This is a genomic window from Aquipseudomonas alcaligenes, assembly GCF_003205495.1.
In the GTDB taxonomy this organism is placed as follows: Bacteria; Pseudomonadota; Gammaproteobacteria; order Pseudomonadales; family Pseudomonadaceae; genus Aquipseudomonas; species Aquipseudomonas alcaligenes_B.
On sequence record NZ_QJRX01000001.1, the window covers coordinates 185,444 to 202,146 of the forward strand.

The window sequence follows — 16,703 nt, forward strand, 5'->3', positions numbered from 1 at the left end:
GCTATAAAATCCCTCAGCAGGATACATGACTGCAGACTCCCTCTGACTCTAATTCCCTCCAACAATCTTAAGATCTAAAGGCAGCCCGCCCTCACGTATAGAAACATCCAGCACCCACCCCAACTCTTGATCATGGCGCACACCGAGCCCCTCCCGATCAGAATAATATGGAGGCACATGGTACCACTGCCCACTGTAAGGCCCCGTTATACTAAATTTTTCAACAAGAACGTTTCCATCGCGCGACAGCTTCTGCACTCTAATATCCGGCCTGACACCCGACTTCAACTGCAGCTCAAATAATCTCTTCTCCAACTCAACGAACTGCACCCGGGATATTTTACGAAGAGACTCACTACCCATTGCCACGCCGATTAACTTGCCACCCGGCTTGAAGATATCCCCCCAGTCTCCCACGCCCACGGCGTCAGGGGTTTCGTAACCACACTCACGCAAATAGCGAATACTTCGCCGACGGTCTGGATCATCAGCCAGTTTTACCGCCGACTTCTCGTCATAACTCTTCTTCAAGGTCGCACAGAACTCTGTCCGATAACCTGCCCACAGAGCCAAACGCTCTGGGGGAACTGGGTTGATCTGCAAGCTGGATAAAACCGGCTCGACTAGCTCCTTATCCAAGTTGGTCGGGGGGTGCCCCGGCGGCAGTTTCTCAGAGGCCCCAATATGAATAGGAAAGTCCGAGCCACTGACAGGCTCCCAGCAGAAATAGTCGACGACCCTGAGCAGATAAAGTTTGGTGTCGTTATCCGAGTAAAAGCGTGCACAGCGCCCGCCCGACCATTCCACCCAACTCGCCGTCACCAGCCGGGAAGTCGCCGAGCGTTTGCTGAGGTACTCCTGATAATCGATAAAGAATACTTCGGGAGAAAGGTAATACTCTTTGCGCCCAGGGCCGGCATGAAAGGACATTGAGTAGACGCCACCAATAGACATCTGCGACTCATTGGCGATGACGCCTGGGATTCCTACATTCACCCTATCGGTCTTGGAGTTGTAGCCATAGTCAGGCCAGTTCCGACAAGGCGCCTGTTTGAACAGCGGTGGCAATTCAAAGCTGATGCGCTGCATATCCGTGACTCGCTGCTTGGCCTTTTCACACAAGGGATAATTGACATGGCCGCTCTTACTGGCCACCCCATAAGTCATTTTGTACCCACCACAACCCGAAACGAGCGCCAACGACAGATGCAACAGAAAGAGCCACCTGGTCATTCCAGCCTCCTGGTATTGCCCTGGTTATCAATAAGCGCTGGATCTATCACTATATTTCTGATCTGCGTCTCCACGCTGCCGGGAGCAGAGGTGGGGCAGGTAACACAAGAGTAATTGCTGTGCGGACTTCCCGCACCAAACAGGCTGGTCACGGTGAACAGCGCGCCCAGCGTGCGTGCTATGGGGTCATCCGAATACTGTGCATTACCACCTAATAGCAGCGGTAGGTCCGAGACCGTATCGGTCTTGGGCAGAAGACCAAAGAACACTGTCTCATCGGGGCGATTGACTTGGAATATGTGCTGGTCTTCGCCCTCAAAACCAACGGCCTGCGCATCATCGTGGAACTTTGTAGCATCCACTGGTGCCCCTGAAAGCTGGATACTATTCATCTCAACTACAGGACTCTTGCCCTGAGAAAAATCCAGCCCCTTAATCGCCACCCAGGTCAGCAAACCGCCCTGGCTATGACCGTAGATATGCAGGCTGTCCGGCCCAGCATCTATCGCCTGCTTGAATAGTCCATTCAGGTTCCTAGCCGTGCCAGACAGAACCGCACCCTGAAGGTTCTTGTCGGTGGCCGACTCGATCAGATCCCCGATCAAACCATGCGTCGGGTTGTAAGCCAGCACAAAGCTGGCCTCACCGTCGCTACTACCACTCTGCATCAGTCCGTTGGCAACGGCCTCCATCATGCTGTTCATGATGCCATTGGTGAAGATCTTGTCTTCTTCCTGGTTGAAACTTTTGAACTGCTCTACCTGCAGGTTATCTTCATCGAGGATAGGTTTATCACCGTCCTGCAGAGGCTTGCCATCCCTGCCAACCAGCTGACCGTTCTCATCAGTTTTGAAAGTTCCGGTCACTCGAACCGGCTGCAGATCCCCAGTAACCAAAACTGGCAGTTGGCTAAACAGCCCCCCATGGTTTCCCGGCCCGGGGACTATCCCCAAGCTTGGAACGTTCATGGAGTCCATGGCATCGACCAGTAGCGCTGGGGCCCAAGCCAAAGCAGCAACCAGACTATTTTGCTCAGCCGCCGAGCGCGCCTGATCTTTCAAGGCCCCCAGATTCGTGAACGCCTCTACAGAATGGCGCCCATAGTTCTCCGCATTCGCCACCCATCCCTGCACCGTCTCCTGGGGATGAGTCACAGCCTCCAAGGACGAACTGCTGACATAGAGATTGGTATTCTCTTCGTCATCCTTGGTCACCTCGTAGGACTTGCTGACATCACGGTTCAGACCAGCTGTTGAGTCCTGGCCAGTTGCCGCATCATTGCGGACGATGATCTCACCCTGGCCCACCGTGGCGCGCACGGTCTGCTCGCGCTCCTTGCGATAGTCGTAACCACTCAGGTTCCAATTGTTCTCGCCTGAATTGTTCTCCTGGCTCGGATCCACCACTGCAGCCGTTGCGGTGGCATTGCCATCCATCGAATTGTTACCGCTCGATCCGCTATCACTGCCCCAGGTGTAGGTACCCCCCGCATTGGCATACCAGGAGTGCTCCTTATCGTGCCCCTTGATATCGCGGAAGCCCAAGGTGCCGGTATCCAGTTTGAGGTTGTCGGTGCCAGAAGCCAGCAGAGCACCATCCAACTGCGTATGCTCTTCCGTACGAATGTCGAGTCTATCGCGAGCGACAATACCAGTCTGGCGCTCTACCCAGTCGGTGGAACCCGTGGTCCTGCCAACCCCCACCGAGCCGCTGGCGCTTACACTGCCATAGATGCCCACACTGACAGTCAGGCTGGCGTCTAACTCATCACCACTTACCTTACCGGTGTTGGGAGCGGACGAGACCAGCAGGTCGCGGCCAACCTTACCCGTAACATCTTGCCCCTCCACCCAAGCACCGGCGACCGTGGTGTCCCGCCCACTCTCGAAGCGCAGTTGGTTGCCAGCATAGAGATAGGCATCCTGCTGGCGCCCGGCGTCACGGTCCAGTTGGCCTTTTCCAATGTCGACGCTGGCATAGACGGAAATAAAGTCCTGCCCACCCAGGGCCAGCCCCACTTCTCCGCCACCACTCCTCCGATTCATGTCATAGGTGGAGTCGTTCTGTGCAGCACGGATTTCCAAGTCGTTGCCAGCCTTGAGCCCTATGTCTCGCTCGGCCAGGACTTGAGTTCCTATCAGGCTAAGATTTCGATCTGCATCCAGATTAACGTCGCGACCAGCCTGCAGCTGCGCAGTCAGTAAGGTGCCTTGATGCCCCTCCAGAGTCTGTGTGCCATGACTGCCCCCCACACCAGCCCTGGCACTATTGAAGGTGGAGCCACCATTGATGCCACTCTGGCTAATGGTCTGTTCAGAACTGCTCGTTTGCTGACCATGGGCAACATCCAGAGTGATGTCGCGGCCGGTCATGTTGATATCGCGTCCGGCCTGAATCTGGCTACCTCGACCATTGATATCATTTCCAGCCTGCAGATTGACGTCACGCCCCGCCGTCAAAGTGGATGGGCGATTGCCCACAACGCCCTCAGCGGAGAGGGTTTCCTGACTGGTCGTACCAAGATGCACAGCGGTCGAAGGACCAGAAACAAACTGCGTTATTGCATCTGCCGTCTTTAGCACGCTGGAAACTTGACTGATGGCATTTTCGCCCTGACCGACACCTTTGATGGCGTCCATCGTATTGCCGAAATTATGGCTCATGTTGACAGTCAATCCGTTGCGCTGATGAGTCTCTTCTTGCTCCCGCATAGACTGCTCAGTGGCTGCGTCGAGGTTAATATCACGTACGGCACTCAGATTGATGTCTCGCCCAGCTTGCAGGTCAGAACCGGTTTGGTTGATGTCACGCCCTGCACGGACATCGAGATCAGCGCCAGCATTGAGCTGGCTAGCTGAGGCTGTCAGATCGGTCACCCGTGTTTTGTCTGCCTGCAGGTCATTGCCCACAAATGCAGTAAACCCGTTGCGGTCGCTTTCCAGCCCGATACCAGTGCGCCGCTCATGCTCCCAAACTGCATCGGAGTTCTGGCTCTTTGCGGCAGCAACCTTGACGTCGCGTCCGGCATCTAACAACACGTTACGCCCGGCACTGACACCACTACCAATAACGTTGATGTCGCGCTCGGCTTGCAGAATCGCATCGCGATCCGCCGTAACTTGGCTACCTACGCTGGTACTGCTTTGTGCCTCTCGGCCGGCTTCCTTGGCGGAAGACACCGACAACATGCCGTCCGAAAGGGAAAACCCGGTTTTCTTTCTATAGCTCTCTGTCAAGCTATAAGCCGTATCGTTGGCCGCCACCAGATTGATATCCCCGGTCTCGGTCACCAACCCCGAACGCAACTCCACATCATTGCCGGCTGAGGCGGTACTGGCCCGCAGGCGTACATCGTTGCCCGCCGCGATGACCACATCGTTGCCTGCATCCAGCTCGCTGGAGACCTGGGTGGCCGTGGTTTTCATCTTGCTCTTGCCACTGCTGGAAAGGCCGAGGAAACCGGATTTGGTTTTCTTGCTGTATGAGCCGTGCTCTTCGACGCCGGACAACACGGCGATATCGCGCGTGGCGCCGACCATCAAGTCGCCACCCGCCTTGAGCTGGCTCCCGATAATGGTGACGTCACGACCACCGTCGATATTCAGACCACCATCGCTGGATTTGCTGGTGTTCAGCGTCAGGTCGCGACCGGCCTCCACCACAGAGGCGACATTGGTGCTGTCGTAGCTTTCCTTCTGCTCGCTCTTGCTGCGACCGAAGGAGCCCTTGCTCTTCTTGAAGTAGAAGGATGCTTTTTCGTCCTTGGCAGACAGCACATTGAGATCGCGCCCAGCATCCAGATCGACGTCCTGGCCGCCCTTCACTTTGCTGGCGAGCAGGGTCAGGTCCTGGCCGGCACGAACGGACACATCACGCCCGGCTTCTAGGCTTGAGCCCACCTGGGTGATCCGGTCGGTGCTCTTGGTGACCTTCTTGCTCTTGGAGTAGAAGTGATCCTCGTTGGCTGCGGAAACGATGGATACATCGCGCACCGCCAGCAGATCCAGATCCCGTCCTGCCGAGAGCTTGCTGGCCGTGGCGGTGATGTCTCGGCCAGCGCTGGCATAGATGTCATTGCCGGCAACCACCTCGCCGCCGATCTGGCGCAGGTGCTCGTCGTTGTATTTCTTGCCCTTGGTGACCTGATGCAGCTCGGTGGCGGCTGCCAGGTTGATATCGCGGCCGGCATCGAGCTCGATGTCACCCCGGCTCTGCAGAGACGAGCCCACGTTGGAGATATCGCGCCCCGCAGACAGGCTCAGCAGGCTGCCGGCTTCGATGCGTGCTGCGCTATCGACATAGTCATTGGTCAAGACCTTGCCGGAGTGGCTGGCGACATGCCGCGATACCGTGCGCTCGTTGCTGATATCGCCGCTCTCGGCAATCAGGCTCACATCCCGGCCGGCGATGATGCCGCCCTGAGCATTGCGAATGCTGTCTGCAGCCAACAGATCGAGGCGCTTGCCAGCCTCCATCAGGCCCCCGACATTGGTGATGTTGCGCCCTTTAACCTCAAGGTTTTCACTTGCGCGCAGAGTGCCCTGATTACTCAGATCTGTACCGCTGATCAGGCTGACTTCTTTGCCCTGGATCAGCGCACCGTTGGCGGCCAAGCGGCCTTCGGCCTGGGCCAGGTAGAGCACTGGAACCAGCACTTTCTGGCCCAGAACCTCATGCTCCTCTAGCCACACGATGTCGTGGGTCAGGGCTGCAACCTGCTCGGCAGTCAGGCTGACGCCCAGCGAGAGCTTCAGAGCGCTCTTGCTGGCAACGGCGTTGTCCATCAGGTACTTGAACATGGCCTCGTCGCTGGTCAGGCCGGCGAGGAAACGCTGGCCGGTACGCGCGACTATGGCCTCGCGCATCAGACGCTGTTCGAACAGGCCGTCACCAAGGCGCCGACTGACTTTGTCCAGGTCGTAACCGAGCAGCCCCAGGAGGTAATCGGAACCCATGAAGGACTTGAGATTGGTCAGTTCCGGATTGGTCTCGATCAGGTAGCGATGAGCGCCAGGCTGGCGACCGCTACCCGGCGCAATTTCGGCGCCATCCACCGTCTGGCCCTGCGCACTACCGGCGCCACTCAGGCGGAACAGGCCATTTTCACCCTGGGGAATACTGAAGCCCGGCAGCGTCAGCGGGTTCATCTGTTTTTGTTGTAGATCTGGCGGCAGCTGAGCATTCAGCACTACGACAAAGTTCTTACCGGTACCGCTAGCAGCAGTGCTGGCAACCTTGTTCGCGCCCAGTACAACATTGCTATTGCTGGTCAGCACACTGTTGTTGAACGAGTCGCTGGCCTTGATCGAGAGGCTACCCCCGGCCTGTATCACTGCATTGGAGGCAGTGCCGGTCGGCGTTACGGTCTCAGTGGAAGACACCAAGCTGTAGCCAAGAATGCGACTGGGTACAGGTTGCTGGCGCGAGGGGTCGTAATAGGGGTTCAGCTCGTTGGTTTTCTGCTGCCCGCGCGAGACGGTAGCCTTGTACTGCATCTGACCCTTGTCCATGCGCTGGTACTCCCAGTACTCATAGACATAGCGGGAGTTGTACCTGGCATATTCGGAAAGGGCCCCGCCTGGCTCCACCATGTCCCAGAAGCGGTCGGCGCTCTCAGAGTCCACTGGGTTGCGGAACATTCGGCTACGCACCACTGTCGAGGAGGCCGCACCCTCGTTGCTGAAGCTGCTCACGTCGATGGAGATATTGCCAGCAGCTGATACCCGGCTATGGCTGTTGGAGAAGGAGCTGCCGCGCATCAGCAGGTTCGCCCCGGTGACGATGCTGGCAGCGGGCGAGTCGGAGAGTACGGTGCGCTCAAGTACCTCGTCCACGTAGTACATGATGTCGTAGTGGCTGCCCTGACAGTCGCCACTATGCTCCTTGCACTCGTATGAGATGTCGCCGGACACCAATCGCTCGGCAAGCTCGAATTTCTCTTTGCGGTTCCGCAGGGTTGCAGCCCGCAGCTGCATGTCACCCCGGCTCTCGATGGAGCCGGAGACGTTGTCCATTAATGTCGACCAGTTGTTTGAAACATCCTTCGCCACCAACAGAGAGCCGAGGCTGAATACATCGGCGTACCAGTTGGTGAAACGATCCACCCGCAGCGACATGTCTTCGCCACTGAAGATCAGACCACGATCGTTGAGCAGGTTGGTTGCGCTCAGGCGCAGGTTCTCGCCGCTGCCCAGGGTGCCGTAGTTGTTCAGGGTGGCCGCCGCAACCTTCAGGTCCTTGGCGGAAGTGAGCTTGCCGCTGTTGGCCAGGATGCCGTCGATATCGATGTCGGCCAGGCCGCCACCGCTGACGCGCCCGGCGCTGCTCAGGTTGAGGCTGGCCGCCTTGAGGGTCAGGTCGCCCAGGCTGGTCAGCTTGCCGCTACCACCATAGGCGCCGCTCAGGGTGAGACTGAGGTCGCCGTCGCTGGCGATCAGACCATTGTTGGTCCAACTGCCGCCGGTGGCGATCAGCGATTCGCCGGCCAGCAACTGACCACTGGTGGTCTGGTTGAATTGATTGACGTTGAGCAGCAGGCGCCCGGCCTGGAGGATGCCGCTGTTGGTCCAGCTCTGCGCACTGATATTCAGCTCGCCGCTGGTGGCCAGGGTGCCACCGGCAGCGATGGCCCGCGCCGAGGCCAAGGCGAGGTTGCCGCTGCCGGCATGGCGGATCTCGCCGCCGGTGTTTTTAAGGTCATCGAGCTGCAAGCGCAGTACAGCGTTGCCGACCTCAACCAGGCCGGAGCGGTTATCCAGCAGGCCGACGTCGATCAGCGACTCGCCCGCGCTGCCGAGGGCACGCAGCTTGCCCTGGCTGTTGCTCAGGCTGGCAGCCTCAATGCGCAGAGTGCTGCCGCTCTCGATCAGGCCGTAGTGGTTGTTCAAGGCGCCACTCAGGCTGAAGTCGATCTGCTGCGCGGCCACCTTGCCGCGCTGCTGGTCCGAAGTACCGCTGCCCTGGTTGCCGAAGCTGTCGGCTATTACTTCGAGTAAGCCGTTCTCTGCGTAGAAACCGCCCGTACCGTTTTCTATAGCCGCTGCAGTGATTTTGGCACCGCCAGCAGTGGCGGCGATATGCCCCCCATCATTGCGCAGATCGCCACTGGAGATTTCCAACTGCGCACCCTGAGTGGTACCGCCGCGGTTGTCGAGCAGACCATCCAGCTGCACACGTATCCAGCCCAACAGACTGCTGAGAGTTCCTTCATCGCGGTTGTCCAGGCTGCCAGCCTCTACCAACAGGTCGTCTTCCGCGCTCTGCAGGGTGCCTTGCTGGTTGTTCAGCGCGCCAGCCACCGCCAGGCTGAGCTGGCCTTTGCCTATGATGGTGCCGGTCCTGTTGTCGAAGCTGTTGGCAGCGATTGCGACATCGCCCTGCTCGCTGGAGATCAGGCCGCCCTGGCCGTTGTTCAGCTGTCCGCCGGCCTTGATCTGCAGCTTGCCGTTGGCTGCCAAGTTGCCGCCCGCGGAGTTGTCCAGATCGCCAGTCAGCAGCTCCAGCAACCCCTGGCTGAAGAGCTTGCCGCCGCGATTGTCCAGGTTGCCGCTGCTCAGCAGCAGGTTGCCGGAACTGGCCAACTGGCCGTTGGCGTTGTTCAGCAGGCCGAGCAGCTCCAGGGTGAAACTGCCCTCACTAACCAACTCACCGGCCGAGTTATTCAGGCTGTCACCACGCAACAACAGGTTGCCATCACTGCCGATTTCGCCGCCGCGGTTGTCGACCTCAGTTGCCTCGATCTGCAGGTCGCCCTGGCTGCTGACCAAACCAGCCTGGTTATCCAGCTTGCCATCCAGTGCCAGCTCGATCTTGGCCTGGCTGGAGATGACGCCGGCGGAACTGTTATCCAGGCTGGCCGCCTGAACCTTGAGATCCCCCTTGCTGACCAGCGCCCCCTGGCCGCTGTTGTTCAGCCCGCCCTGCAGCTCGACCGCCAGCGCGCCATTCTTGCTCGACAGGGTGCCGCTGGCCGAGTTGTCCAGCGTGCCACCCTCGACCTCAAGGCCCTGCCAGCCGGAGACCAGACCGCCACGGTTATCCAGGCTCTGCGCCTCGACGGCCATGGAGCCTTCGCTGACCAGGCTGCCCTGGCGGTTGTCCAGGCTGGTCACCTTGATCTCAGCCTGGCCTTTGCTGGAAACCTGGCCGCTGCGGTTATCCAGGGTGTCGGCCTGCACCGCCACGCTCTGCTTGCCGTACACCAAGCCTTCCCCGCTGTTGTCCAGTGCGTCGGCCGTGACCGTCAGCGCACCCTGCGACAGCACCCGGCCGCCGTGATTGTTCAGGCTGGCGCTATCCACCGAGCCCTGACTGCCGGCGCTCAGGGTGCCACCCTGATTGTTCAGGGTCTGTGTCACCTTGATCTGCAGCTGGCGGCTGGCGGCAAGGGTCGCATCGTGGTTGTTCAACTCACGCGCCGTGGCGCTCAGGTTGCCGCTGGTGTTGCGGCTGCCGTCGGCATTGACGCCGGCCTCGACCACGCCGCGGTTGACCAGCTTGTCCGCACTCAGCGCGATGGCGTCGCGCGCCGCCAGACTCTGCTGATTGCTCAGCTCGCCATCGACCTGCGCCGAAATGTTGTTGCCGGCGTAGACCGGGCCATTGGCTTCCAGACTCTCGGCGGCGATGCGCACGCTGCCGCTGGCGGCAGTCTGCGCCAGGCTCAGCTTGCCGCTGGCATCGATCTGGATATCGCCCGCGCTGGCCGCCATGTCGCCGGCCAACTTCACGCCCACGCCCTGTTCGGTGCCCACCAGGCGAATGGCGCCGGCATACATGCCGCCCAGCGCCGAGCTGTCGATGGCCAACTGCGGCTCGTCTGCCTTGCTGGCCGCACGCTTACTGACGGCCAGCTCGGCGAGCTCGACGTCGTTGACGCCGGTAATGATGTTGAGCTTGTTGGCGTGCAGCTCGGCGTTGAGCTTGGCGCTGCGGGTGATCAGGTCGAACTGGTCGACGTTGCTGGCATTGAGACCCTGACCCTCGATGCTGATGGCCCCGCCGTCGACCTGTAGACGGTCCAGGCGACCGCCCTCGATGATCGGCTTGCCGGTGGTGAGGGTGGCGCGTGGCGTGTTGATGAAGCCGCAGCCGTTGCAGGTGATGCCGTTAGGGTTGGCCACCACCACATGGGCCTGCTGGCCAGCCACCTCGGTGTAGCCGCGCAGTTGGCTGGGGCTGCCACCGGTGACCTCGTTGAGGATCAGCTTGGCGGCCTGGCCCTTGAGATTGGCGTTGCCGAGGATGATGCCGCCGAGCTGGGTGCTCTGAGTCTTGGCCGTGGCGTTGTTGAGGATCAGCCCCTGCTGGCCGACGTTGTAGTCGGTGAACTTGTTGTGCGACAGACCGTTGCCGTTCGGCGTGGCGATATTCACCACCGGCACGCCGTTACCCGCCTGGGTCACCCCGGTATTGCCGTTGGCCGCAGCCAGCGTAGCCTCGGCGGCAGCCACCATGATCGGGTTGAGGAACAGGATGCCGGCCAGGGCCGCGGCGATGTTCTGGAAGAATGGGCTACGGACGTCCATGTAAGAAGCTCCTGCCAACAACAAGAAAAATCAGAAGAAAAGATCGACGCGGAAGTACAGTGGGTGCTCGCGGTTCTCGATCACCGCAGGCCGCTCCAGCGAGCGCGCCAGAGTGACGCTCGCTGCCAGGTGCTGGCCGCGCGCGCTGAACTCGAAGGCATTGCCGGAGAGCCGGCCCTTGAGCTCGGGGTTGTAGCGCTCGCCATGGATGACGCCGAGGTCGTAGGCGAAGGCGACGCCGTATTGCTGCAAGTAGGGCTGCAGCGGGGCCCAAGTCACCGGGCGTGTCCAGCGCAGCTGGTTGCGCCAGTAGCCGCCGCTGTCGCCGGACAGCGACTGCTCCTTGAACCCACGCACCGAGGCCAGGCCGCCGATGCTGATGCGCTGCGGGCTATACAGCACATCCTCGCTCCACTGGCCGTTGGCCAGGCTGTCGAAACTGAACGACTCGCCCCACAACTGGAAGGGCTGCAGGTAGCTGAGGGTCAGGCTGTATTTGTTGTAGCGGGCCACCGGCTCGCCCGGCAGCGGGTCGCCTTCGCTCTGCGCATCCAGGGCACCGACGCCCTGCTGCCAGCCGATGTCGGCGTTGACAAAGGCGCTGCCGATGCGGCGGCCGTGGTTGAAGCCAAGCTGGGTCTCCGACAGACGCTGGCTGGAGACGTCGATCAGCGCGCTGTCGATGTAGTTGCGCGTGCGCAGGTGGCTGAGGCCGAAGTTGACGCTGGTCTTGCTCAGCGAGTCGCGGTGCAACAGGCGCTCGGCGCGCAGCGCATGGGTACGACTCTCGCCGTCCATCTCGAAGACGAAGCCGGAGCCTTCAGTCTGGTTGCGGTAGTAGCTCTGGCTGTAGCTGTAGCTGAAGGTCCACCAGCCGTAGGGCAGGCTGTAGTAGAGGCTCTGATTATCGGAGTGGCGGAACTCGTCGCTGACCGCATCCAGGCCGCCACGTAGGCTCAGTTGGTCGGCCAGGCCCAGCGGGCTGTCCCAGTCCAGGCCGATACCCCATTGCTGCTCGCCGGTACTGACATCGCCGTCGTTATGCCGGCTGACGGAGGCATGCCAGGGCTTGCTCGGCTCACCCTTGAGCTGTACCCGGCTGCCGCCGACCTCGGTGCCGGGCACCAGCTCCAGCTGTGCGGGGCGCGAGGGCAGGCGGTTGAGCTGGTCGACCAGTTGCTCCAGCTCGCGCAGATTCAGCGGCTCGCCGAGTTTGCCGGGGAAACTCATGGCCAGTTCGCGCTCGCTGGCGATGGCCGAACTGTCCAGCCCCTCCAGACGGCCCTCGATTACCAACACGTCCAACTCGCCGTCGCTCAGATCCTGCTGCGGCAGGTAGGCGCGCGAGGTGACGTAGCCACGGTCGACGTAGCGCTGGGTTACGGCCTTAAGCAATTCGTTGAGCTGGCCCGTACCCAAGCAACGGTTGACGAAGGGCTTGAGCAGGTCGTGCTTCTCGGTCTCGGACAGCAGGCTGGCACCCTGCAGGCGGATGCCCTTGATCTCAAAGCAGCGCTCATCCTCGGCGGGAGCCTGCGACTGCTCCTCCTGCTGGCCGGGCAGTTGCTGTAGTTCCTCTAGGCGTTTGCGCTGCTCGTCGAGCAGGCGCTGCTGGCGGTCGCGAATGAGGTCGCGCTCGCCAGGCAAGAGCTCTTGGGCAAAGGATGGGGAGCAGAAAATAGATAGGCAGACAAAAACAGAGGCGAACAGCTGCTGGCGCATCGCAACCAATCCTTGGCTATTACTGGCGTTCCGACATCAGGAGGTGCGCATTTTTTATACAACACATCATGCAGGCAAGAGGCTTTCTCAGCTCACCCAGAAAAAAGTGACCCTCATCACGTTTTTTGACCAAGAAAAAGGCCACCCGCAGGTGGCCTTTTTCTTTACCGCTGTGGAATCAGGCCGCCTGGGCCGGCTTCCAGTTGTTGCTGGTGACTTCCTCGGCCATCGACTCCATGGCCTGCTGGATGGCGCGCTTGCGGCGCTCCTCGGCACGGCGGGCGAAGTACCAGGCGAAGAAGGTGAAGATCGACACGGTCAGCAGGATCAGGCTGGCCACCGCGTTGATCTCCGGCTTCACGCCCAGGCGCACGGCGGAGAACACTTCCATCGGCAGGGTGGTCGAGCCCGGGCCGGAGACGAAGCTGGCCAGCACCAGGTCATCCAGCGACAGGGCGAAGGACATCATGCCGCCGGCCGCCAGGGACGGCGCGATCATCGGGATGGTGATCAGGAAGAACACCTTCCACGGCCTGGCGCCGAGGTCCATGGCCGCTTCCTCGATCGACAGGTCGAGCTCGCGCAGGCGCGCCGACACCACCACCGCCACGTAGGCCGAGCAGAAGGTGGTGTGGGCGATCCAGATGGTCAGGATGCCACGCTCGGCCGGCCAGCCGATCAGCTGGGCCATGGCCACGAACAGCAGCAGCAGCGACAGACCGGTGATCACTTCCGGCATCACCAGCGGCGCGGTGACCAGGCCACCGAAGAGGGTACGGCCCTTGAAGCGGGTCACCCGGGTCAGCACGAAGGCGGCCAGGGTGCCCAGCGCCACCGCGGCGACCGCCGTGTACAGGGCGATCTCCAGGGAGCGCATCACCGAACCCATCAGCTGGCTGTTGTCGAGCAGGCCGGCGTACCACTTGAGCGACCAGCCGCCCCACACCGTGACCAGCTTGGAGGCGTTGAAGGAGTAGATGACCATGATCAGCATGGGCAGGTAGATGAACAGCAGTCCGACCCACAGCATCACTGTGGAGAAGCTCCAGCGTTTCATGCGCGGCCCTCCATTTCCTTAGCCTGGTTACGGTTGAACAGGATGATCGGCACGATCAGGATCGCCAGCATCACCACCGCCAGGGCAGACGCCACCGGCCAGTCGCGGTTGTTGAAGAACTCCTGCCACAGCACCTTGCCGATCATCAGGGTCTCCGGACCGCCGAGCAGCTCGGGAATCACGAACTCGCCGACCACCGGGATGAACACCAGCATGGAGCCGGCGATGATGCCGTTCTTCGACAGCGGCACGGTGATCTTCCAGAAGTTGTTGAAGTTGCTCGAACCCAGGTCGGAAGCGGCTTCCAGCAGGCTGGGATCGTGCTTCACCAGGTTGGCGTAGAGCGGCAGGATCATGAACGGCAGGTACGAGTAGACGATGCCGATGTAGACGGCCAGGTTGGTGTTGAGGATCTGCAGCGGCTCGTCGATCACCCCGATCATCTGCAGGAAGCCGTTGAGCAGGCCGTTGTTGCTGAGGATGCCCATCCAGGCATAGACGCGGATCAGGATCGCGGTCCAGGTCGGCATCATGATCAGCAGCAGCAGCGCGGTCTGCGCTTCCTTGCTGGCACGGGCGATGGCATAGGCCATCGGATAGCCGATCAGCAGGCAGAGGACGGTGCTGACGAAGGCCATCTTCAGCGAGCCGAGGTAGGCGGCCAGGTACAGCTCGTCTTCCAGAAGGAAGAGGTAGTTGCCCAGGTTGAGCACGATCTGCAGCTGGTTGTCGGCCCAGCTGTAGATGTCGGTGTAGGGCGGAATGGCCACGTCGGCTTCGGCGAAGCTGATCTTCAGGACGATGAAGAACGGCAGCAGGAAGAACAGGAACAGCCAGAAGAAGGGCACACCGATCACGGCATGCCGCCCGGTGGGCAGGTAGCGCTTCAGTTTGCCGATTCTCATGATTGCAGTACCACGCCGCTGTCGTCTTCCCAGTACACCACCACGGCGTCGTCCCAGGTCGGGCGCTTGCCGCGGCGCTCGGCGTTGGCGATGAAGCACTGCACGATCTGCCCGGAACTCAGCTTGACGTAGTACACCGAGTGGCCGCCGAGGTAGGCGATGTCGTGCACGGTGCCGTTGCACCAGTTGTAGTTGGGGTGCTCATGGTCCGCCGGCAGGGCGGTGGCCATCAGCAGCTTCTCCGGGCGCAGGGCGTAGCTGACCGACTTGTTCTCGGCGCGGGTGGTGACGCCGTGGCCGATGTAGATCGGCTTGTCCAGCTGCGGGCAGCTGATGATGGCGTGGTCGGCCTCGTCGGTGGTGATCTGGCCATCGAACAGGTTGACGCTGCCGATGAACTCGCAGACCAGGCGGCTGGCCGGGGTCTCGTAGATGTCGATCGGGCTGCCGGTCTGGGCGATCCAGCCGAGGTGCATGATGGCGATGCGCTGGGCCATGGTCATGGCCTCTTCCTGGTCGTGGGTCACCATCACGCAGGTCACGCCGACCCGCTCGATGATCTCGACAAGCTCAAGCTGCATCTGCGAACGCAGCTTCTTGTCCAGAGCACCCATGGGTTCGTCGAGCAGCAGCAGCTTGGGGCGCTTGGCCAGGGAGCGGGCCAGGGCCACGCGCTGGCGCTGGCCACCGGACAGCTGGTGCGGCTTGCGCTTGGCGTACTGGGTCATGTGCACCAGCTTGAGCATCTCGGCCACGCGCTCGTCGATCTCGGCCTGCGGCAGCTTGTCCTGCTTGAGGCCGAAGGCGATGTTCTGCGCCACGGTCATGTGCGGGAACAGCGCGTAGGACTGGAACATCATGTTGATCGGCCGCTCGTAGGGCGGCATGTCGGTGATGTCCACGCCGTCGAGCAGGATGCGCCCGGAGGTGGGGCGCTCGAAGCCGGCGAGCATGCGCAGCAGGGTCGACTTGCCGGAGCCGGAGCCGCCGAGCAGGGCGAAGATCTCGCCCTTGTTGATGGTCAGCGAGACGTCATCGACGGCGATGGTTTCGTCGAACTTCTTGGTCACGCGGTCGATCTTGACCAGCACCTCTTTGGGTTGCTGGTTGCCCTCTAGGGCTTTCTTGTAGGCGCTGGAGGCAACAGCCATTTCAAAACTCCCGGAACATAAGGCGCCCGGCCGCAGGGGCCGGGCAATAGACTCACTTACCCGACTTGATCTTGGTCCAACTGCGGGTCATCTGGCGCTGCACTTTCGGCGGCAATTCGGCGGAGATGAACAGATTATCCAGCACCGCCTGCGGGGGGTAAACGGACTCGTCGTTGCGCACTTCCGGGTCCATCAGCTCGCCGGCCTTGGGGTTGGGGTTGGCGTAGCCGACGTAGTCGCTGACCTTGGCGATCACCGCCGGCTCGAGCAGGTAGTTGATGAAGGCGTGGGCTTCCTTGACGTTCTTCGCGTCGGCCGGGATGGCCATCATGTCGAACCACAGGTTGGCGCCTTCCTTGGGAATCGCGTAGGCGATCTGCACGCCCTTGCCGGCCTCGTCGGCGCGGTCGGCAGCCTGGATGATGTCGCCGGAGAAGCCGACCGCGACGCAGATGTCGCCATTGGCCAGGTCGCCGATGTACTTGGAGGAGTGGAAGTAGGTCACGTACGGACGCACGGCCATCAGCTTGTCTTCCGCCAGCTTGTAGTCGTCCGGGCTGGTGCTGTTGGGGTTCTTGCCCAGGTACTTGAGCACGGCCGGGATCATCTCGTCGGCCGAGTCGAGGAAGGCCACGCCGCAGGCGCTGAGCTTCTTCATGTTGTCCGGCTCGAAGACGGTGGCCCAGGAGTCGATTGTGTCGACGCCCAGCACAGCCTTGATCTTCTCGACGTTGTAGCCGATGCCGTTGGTGCCCCACAGGTAGGGGACGGAATACTGGTTGCCCGGGTCGTTGGTTTCCAGCTGCTTGAGCAGCACCGGGTCGAGGTTCTGCCAGTTGGGCAGCAGGGTACGGTCAAGCTTCTGGAAGGCACCGGCCTTGATCTGCTTGCCGAGGAAGTGGTTGGACGGCACCACCAGGTCGTAGCCGGAGCGGCCCGCCAGCAGTTTGCCTTCCAGGGTCTCGTTGGAGTCGAACACGTCGTAGACCGGCTTGATGCCGCTGGCCTGCTCGAAGTCGTCGAGGGTGGTCTCGCCGATGTAGTCGCTCCAGTTGTAGATGTGCACGGTGGGAGCTGCCTGAACGGCGCCGGCCATGCCCAGGGTCAC

Annotated in this window: 7 protein-coding genes; all 7 read right to left on the minus strand. The window is 61.1% G+C overall.

The features are described 5' to 3' along the window. Positions 1-48 precede the first annotated feature (48 nt). Positions 49-1,233, minus strand: coding sequence for a hypothetical protein (locus tag DMO17_RS00880; RefSeq protein ID WP_110680431.1), 1,185 nt, complete (start codon positions 1,231-1,233; stop codon positions 49-51). Then, a complete protein-coding gene (locus tag DMO17_RS00885) occupies positions 1,230-10,760 on the minus strand; it encodes a hemagglutinin repeat-containing protein (RefSeq protein ID WP_110680432.1) in 9,531 nt (3,176 codons plus the stop codon). Before DMO17_RS00885 ends, DMO17_RS00880 begins: the two co-directional genes overlap by 4 nt. 30 nt (positions 10,761-10,790) lie before the next feature. Further along, entirely contained in the window at positions 10,791-12,482 is a 1,692-nt protein-coding gene (locus DMO17_RS00890; RefSeq protein ID WP_110680433.1) for a ShlB/FhaC/HecB family hemolysin secretion/activation protein, read from the minus strand. Between the two features lie 178 nt (positions 12,483-12,660). After that, positions 12,661-13,539, minus strand: coding sequence for an ABC transporter permease subunit (locus tag DMO17_RS00895; RefSeq protein ID WP_110680434.1), 879 nt, complete (start codon positions 13,537-13,539; stop codon positions 12,661-12,663). Next, complete coding sequence (locus tag DMO17_RS00900) at positions 13,536-14,444, minus strand: ABC transporter permease subunit (protein ID WP_110680435.1); 909 nt, start codon at positions 14,442-14,444, stop codon at positions 13,536-13,538. The genes DMO17_RS00895 and DMO17_RS00900 overlap by 4 nt, the downstream gene beginning before the upstream one ends. Then, on the minus strand, positions 14,441-15,595 hold the full coding sequence (gene potA, locus DMO17_RS00905) for a polyamine ABC transporter ATP-binding protein (RefSeq protein WP_110680436.1): 1,155 nt from the start codon (positions 15,593-15,595) through the stop codon (positions 14,441-14,443). Before potA ends, DMO17_RS00900 begins: the two co-directional genes overlap by 4 nt. Positions 15,596-15,647: 52 nt before the next feature. Continuing rightward, complete coding sequence (locus tag DMO17_RS00910; protein WP_110680759.1) at positions 15,648-16,691, minus strand: polyamine ABC transporter substrate-binding protein; 1,044 nt, start codon at positions 16,689-16,691, stop codon at positions 15,648-15,650. Positions 16,692-16,703 lie beyond the last annotated feature (12 nt).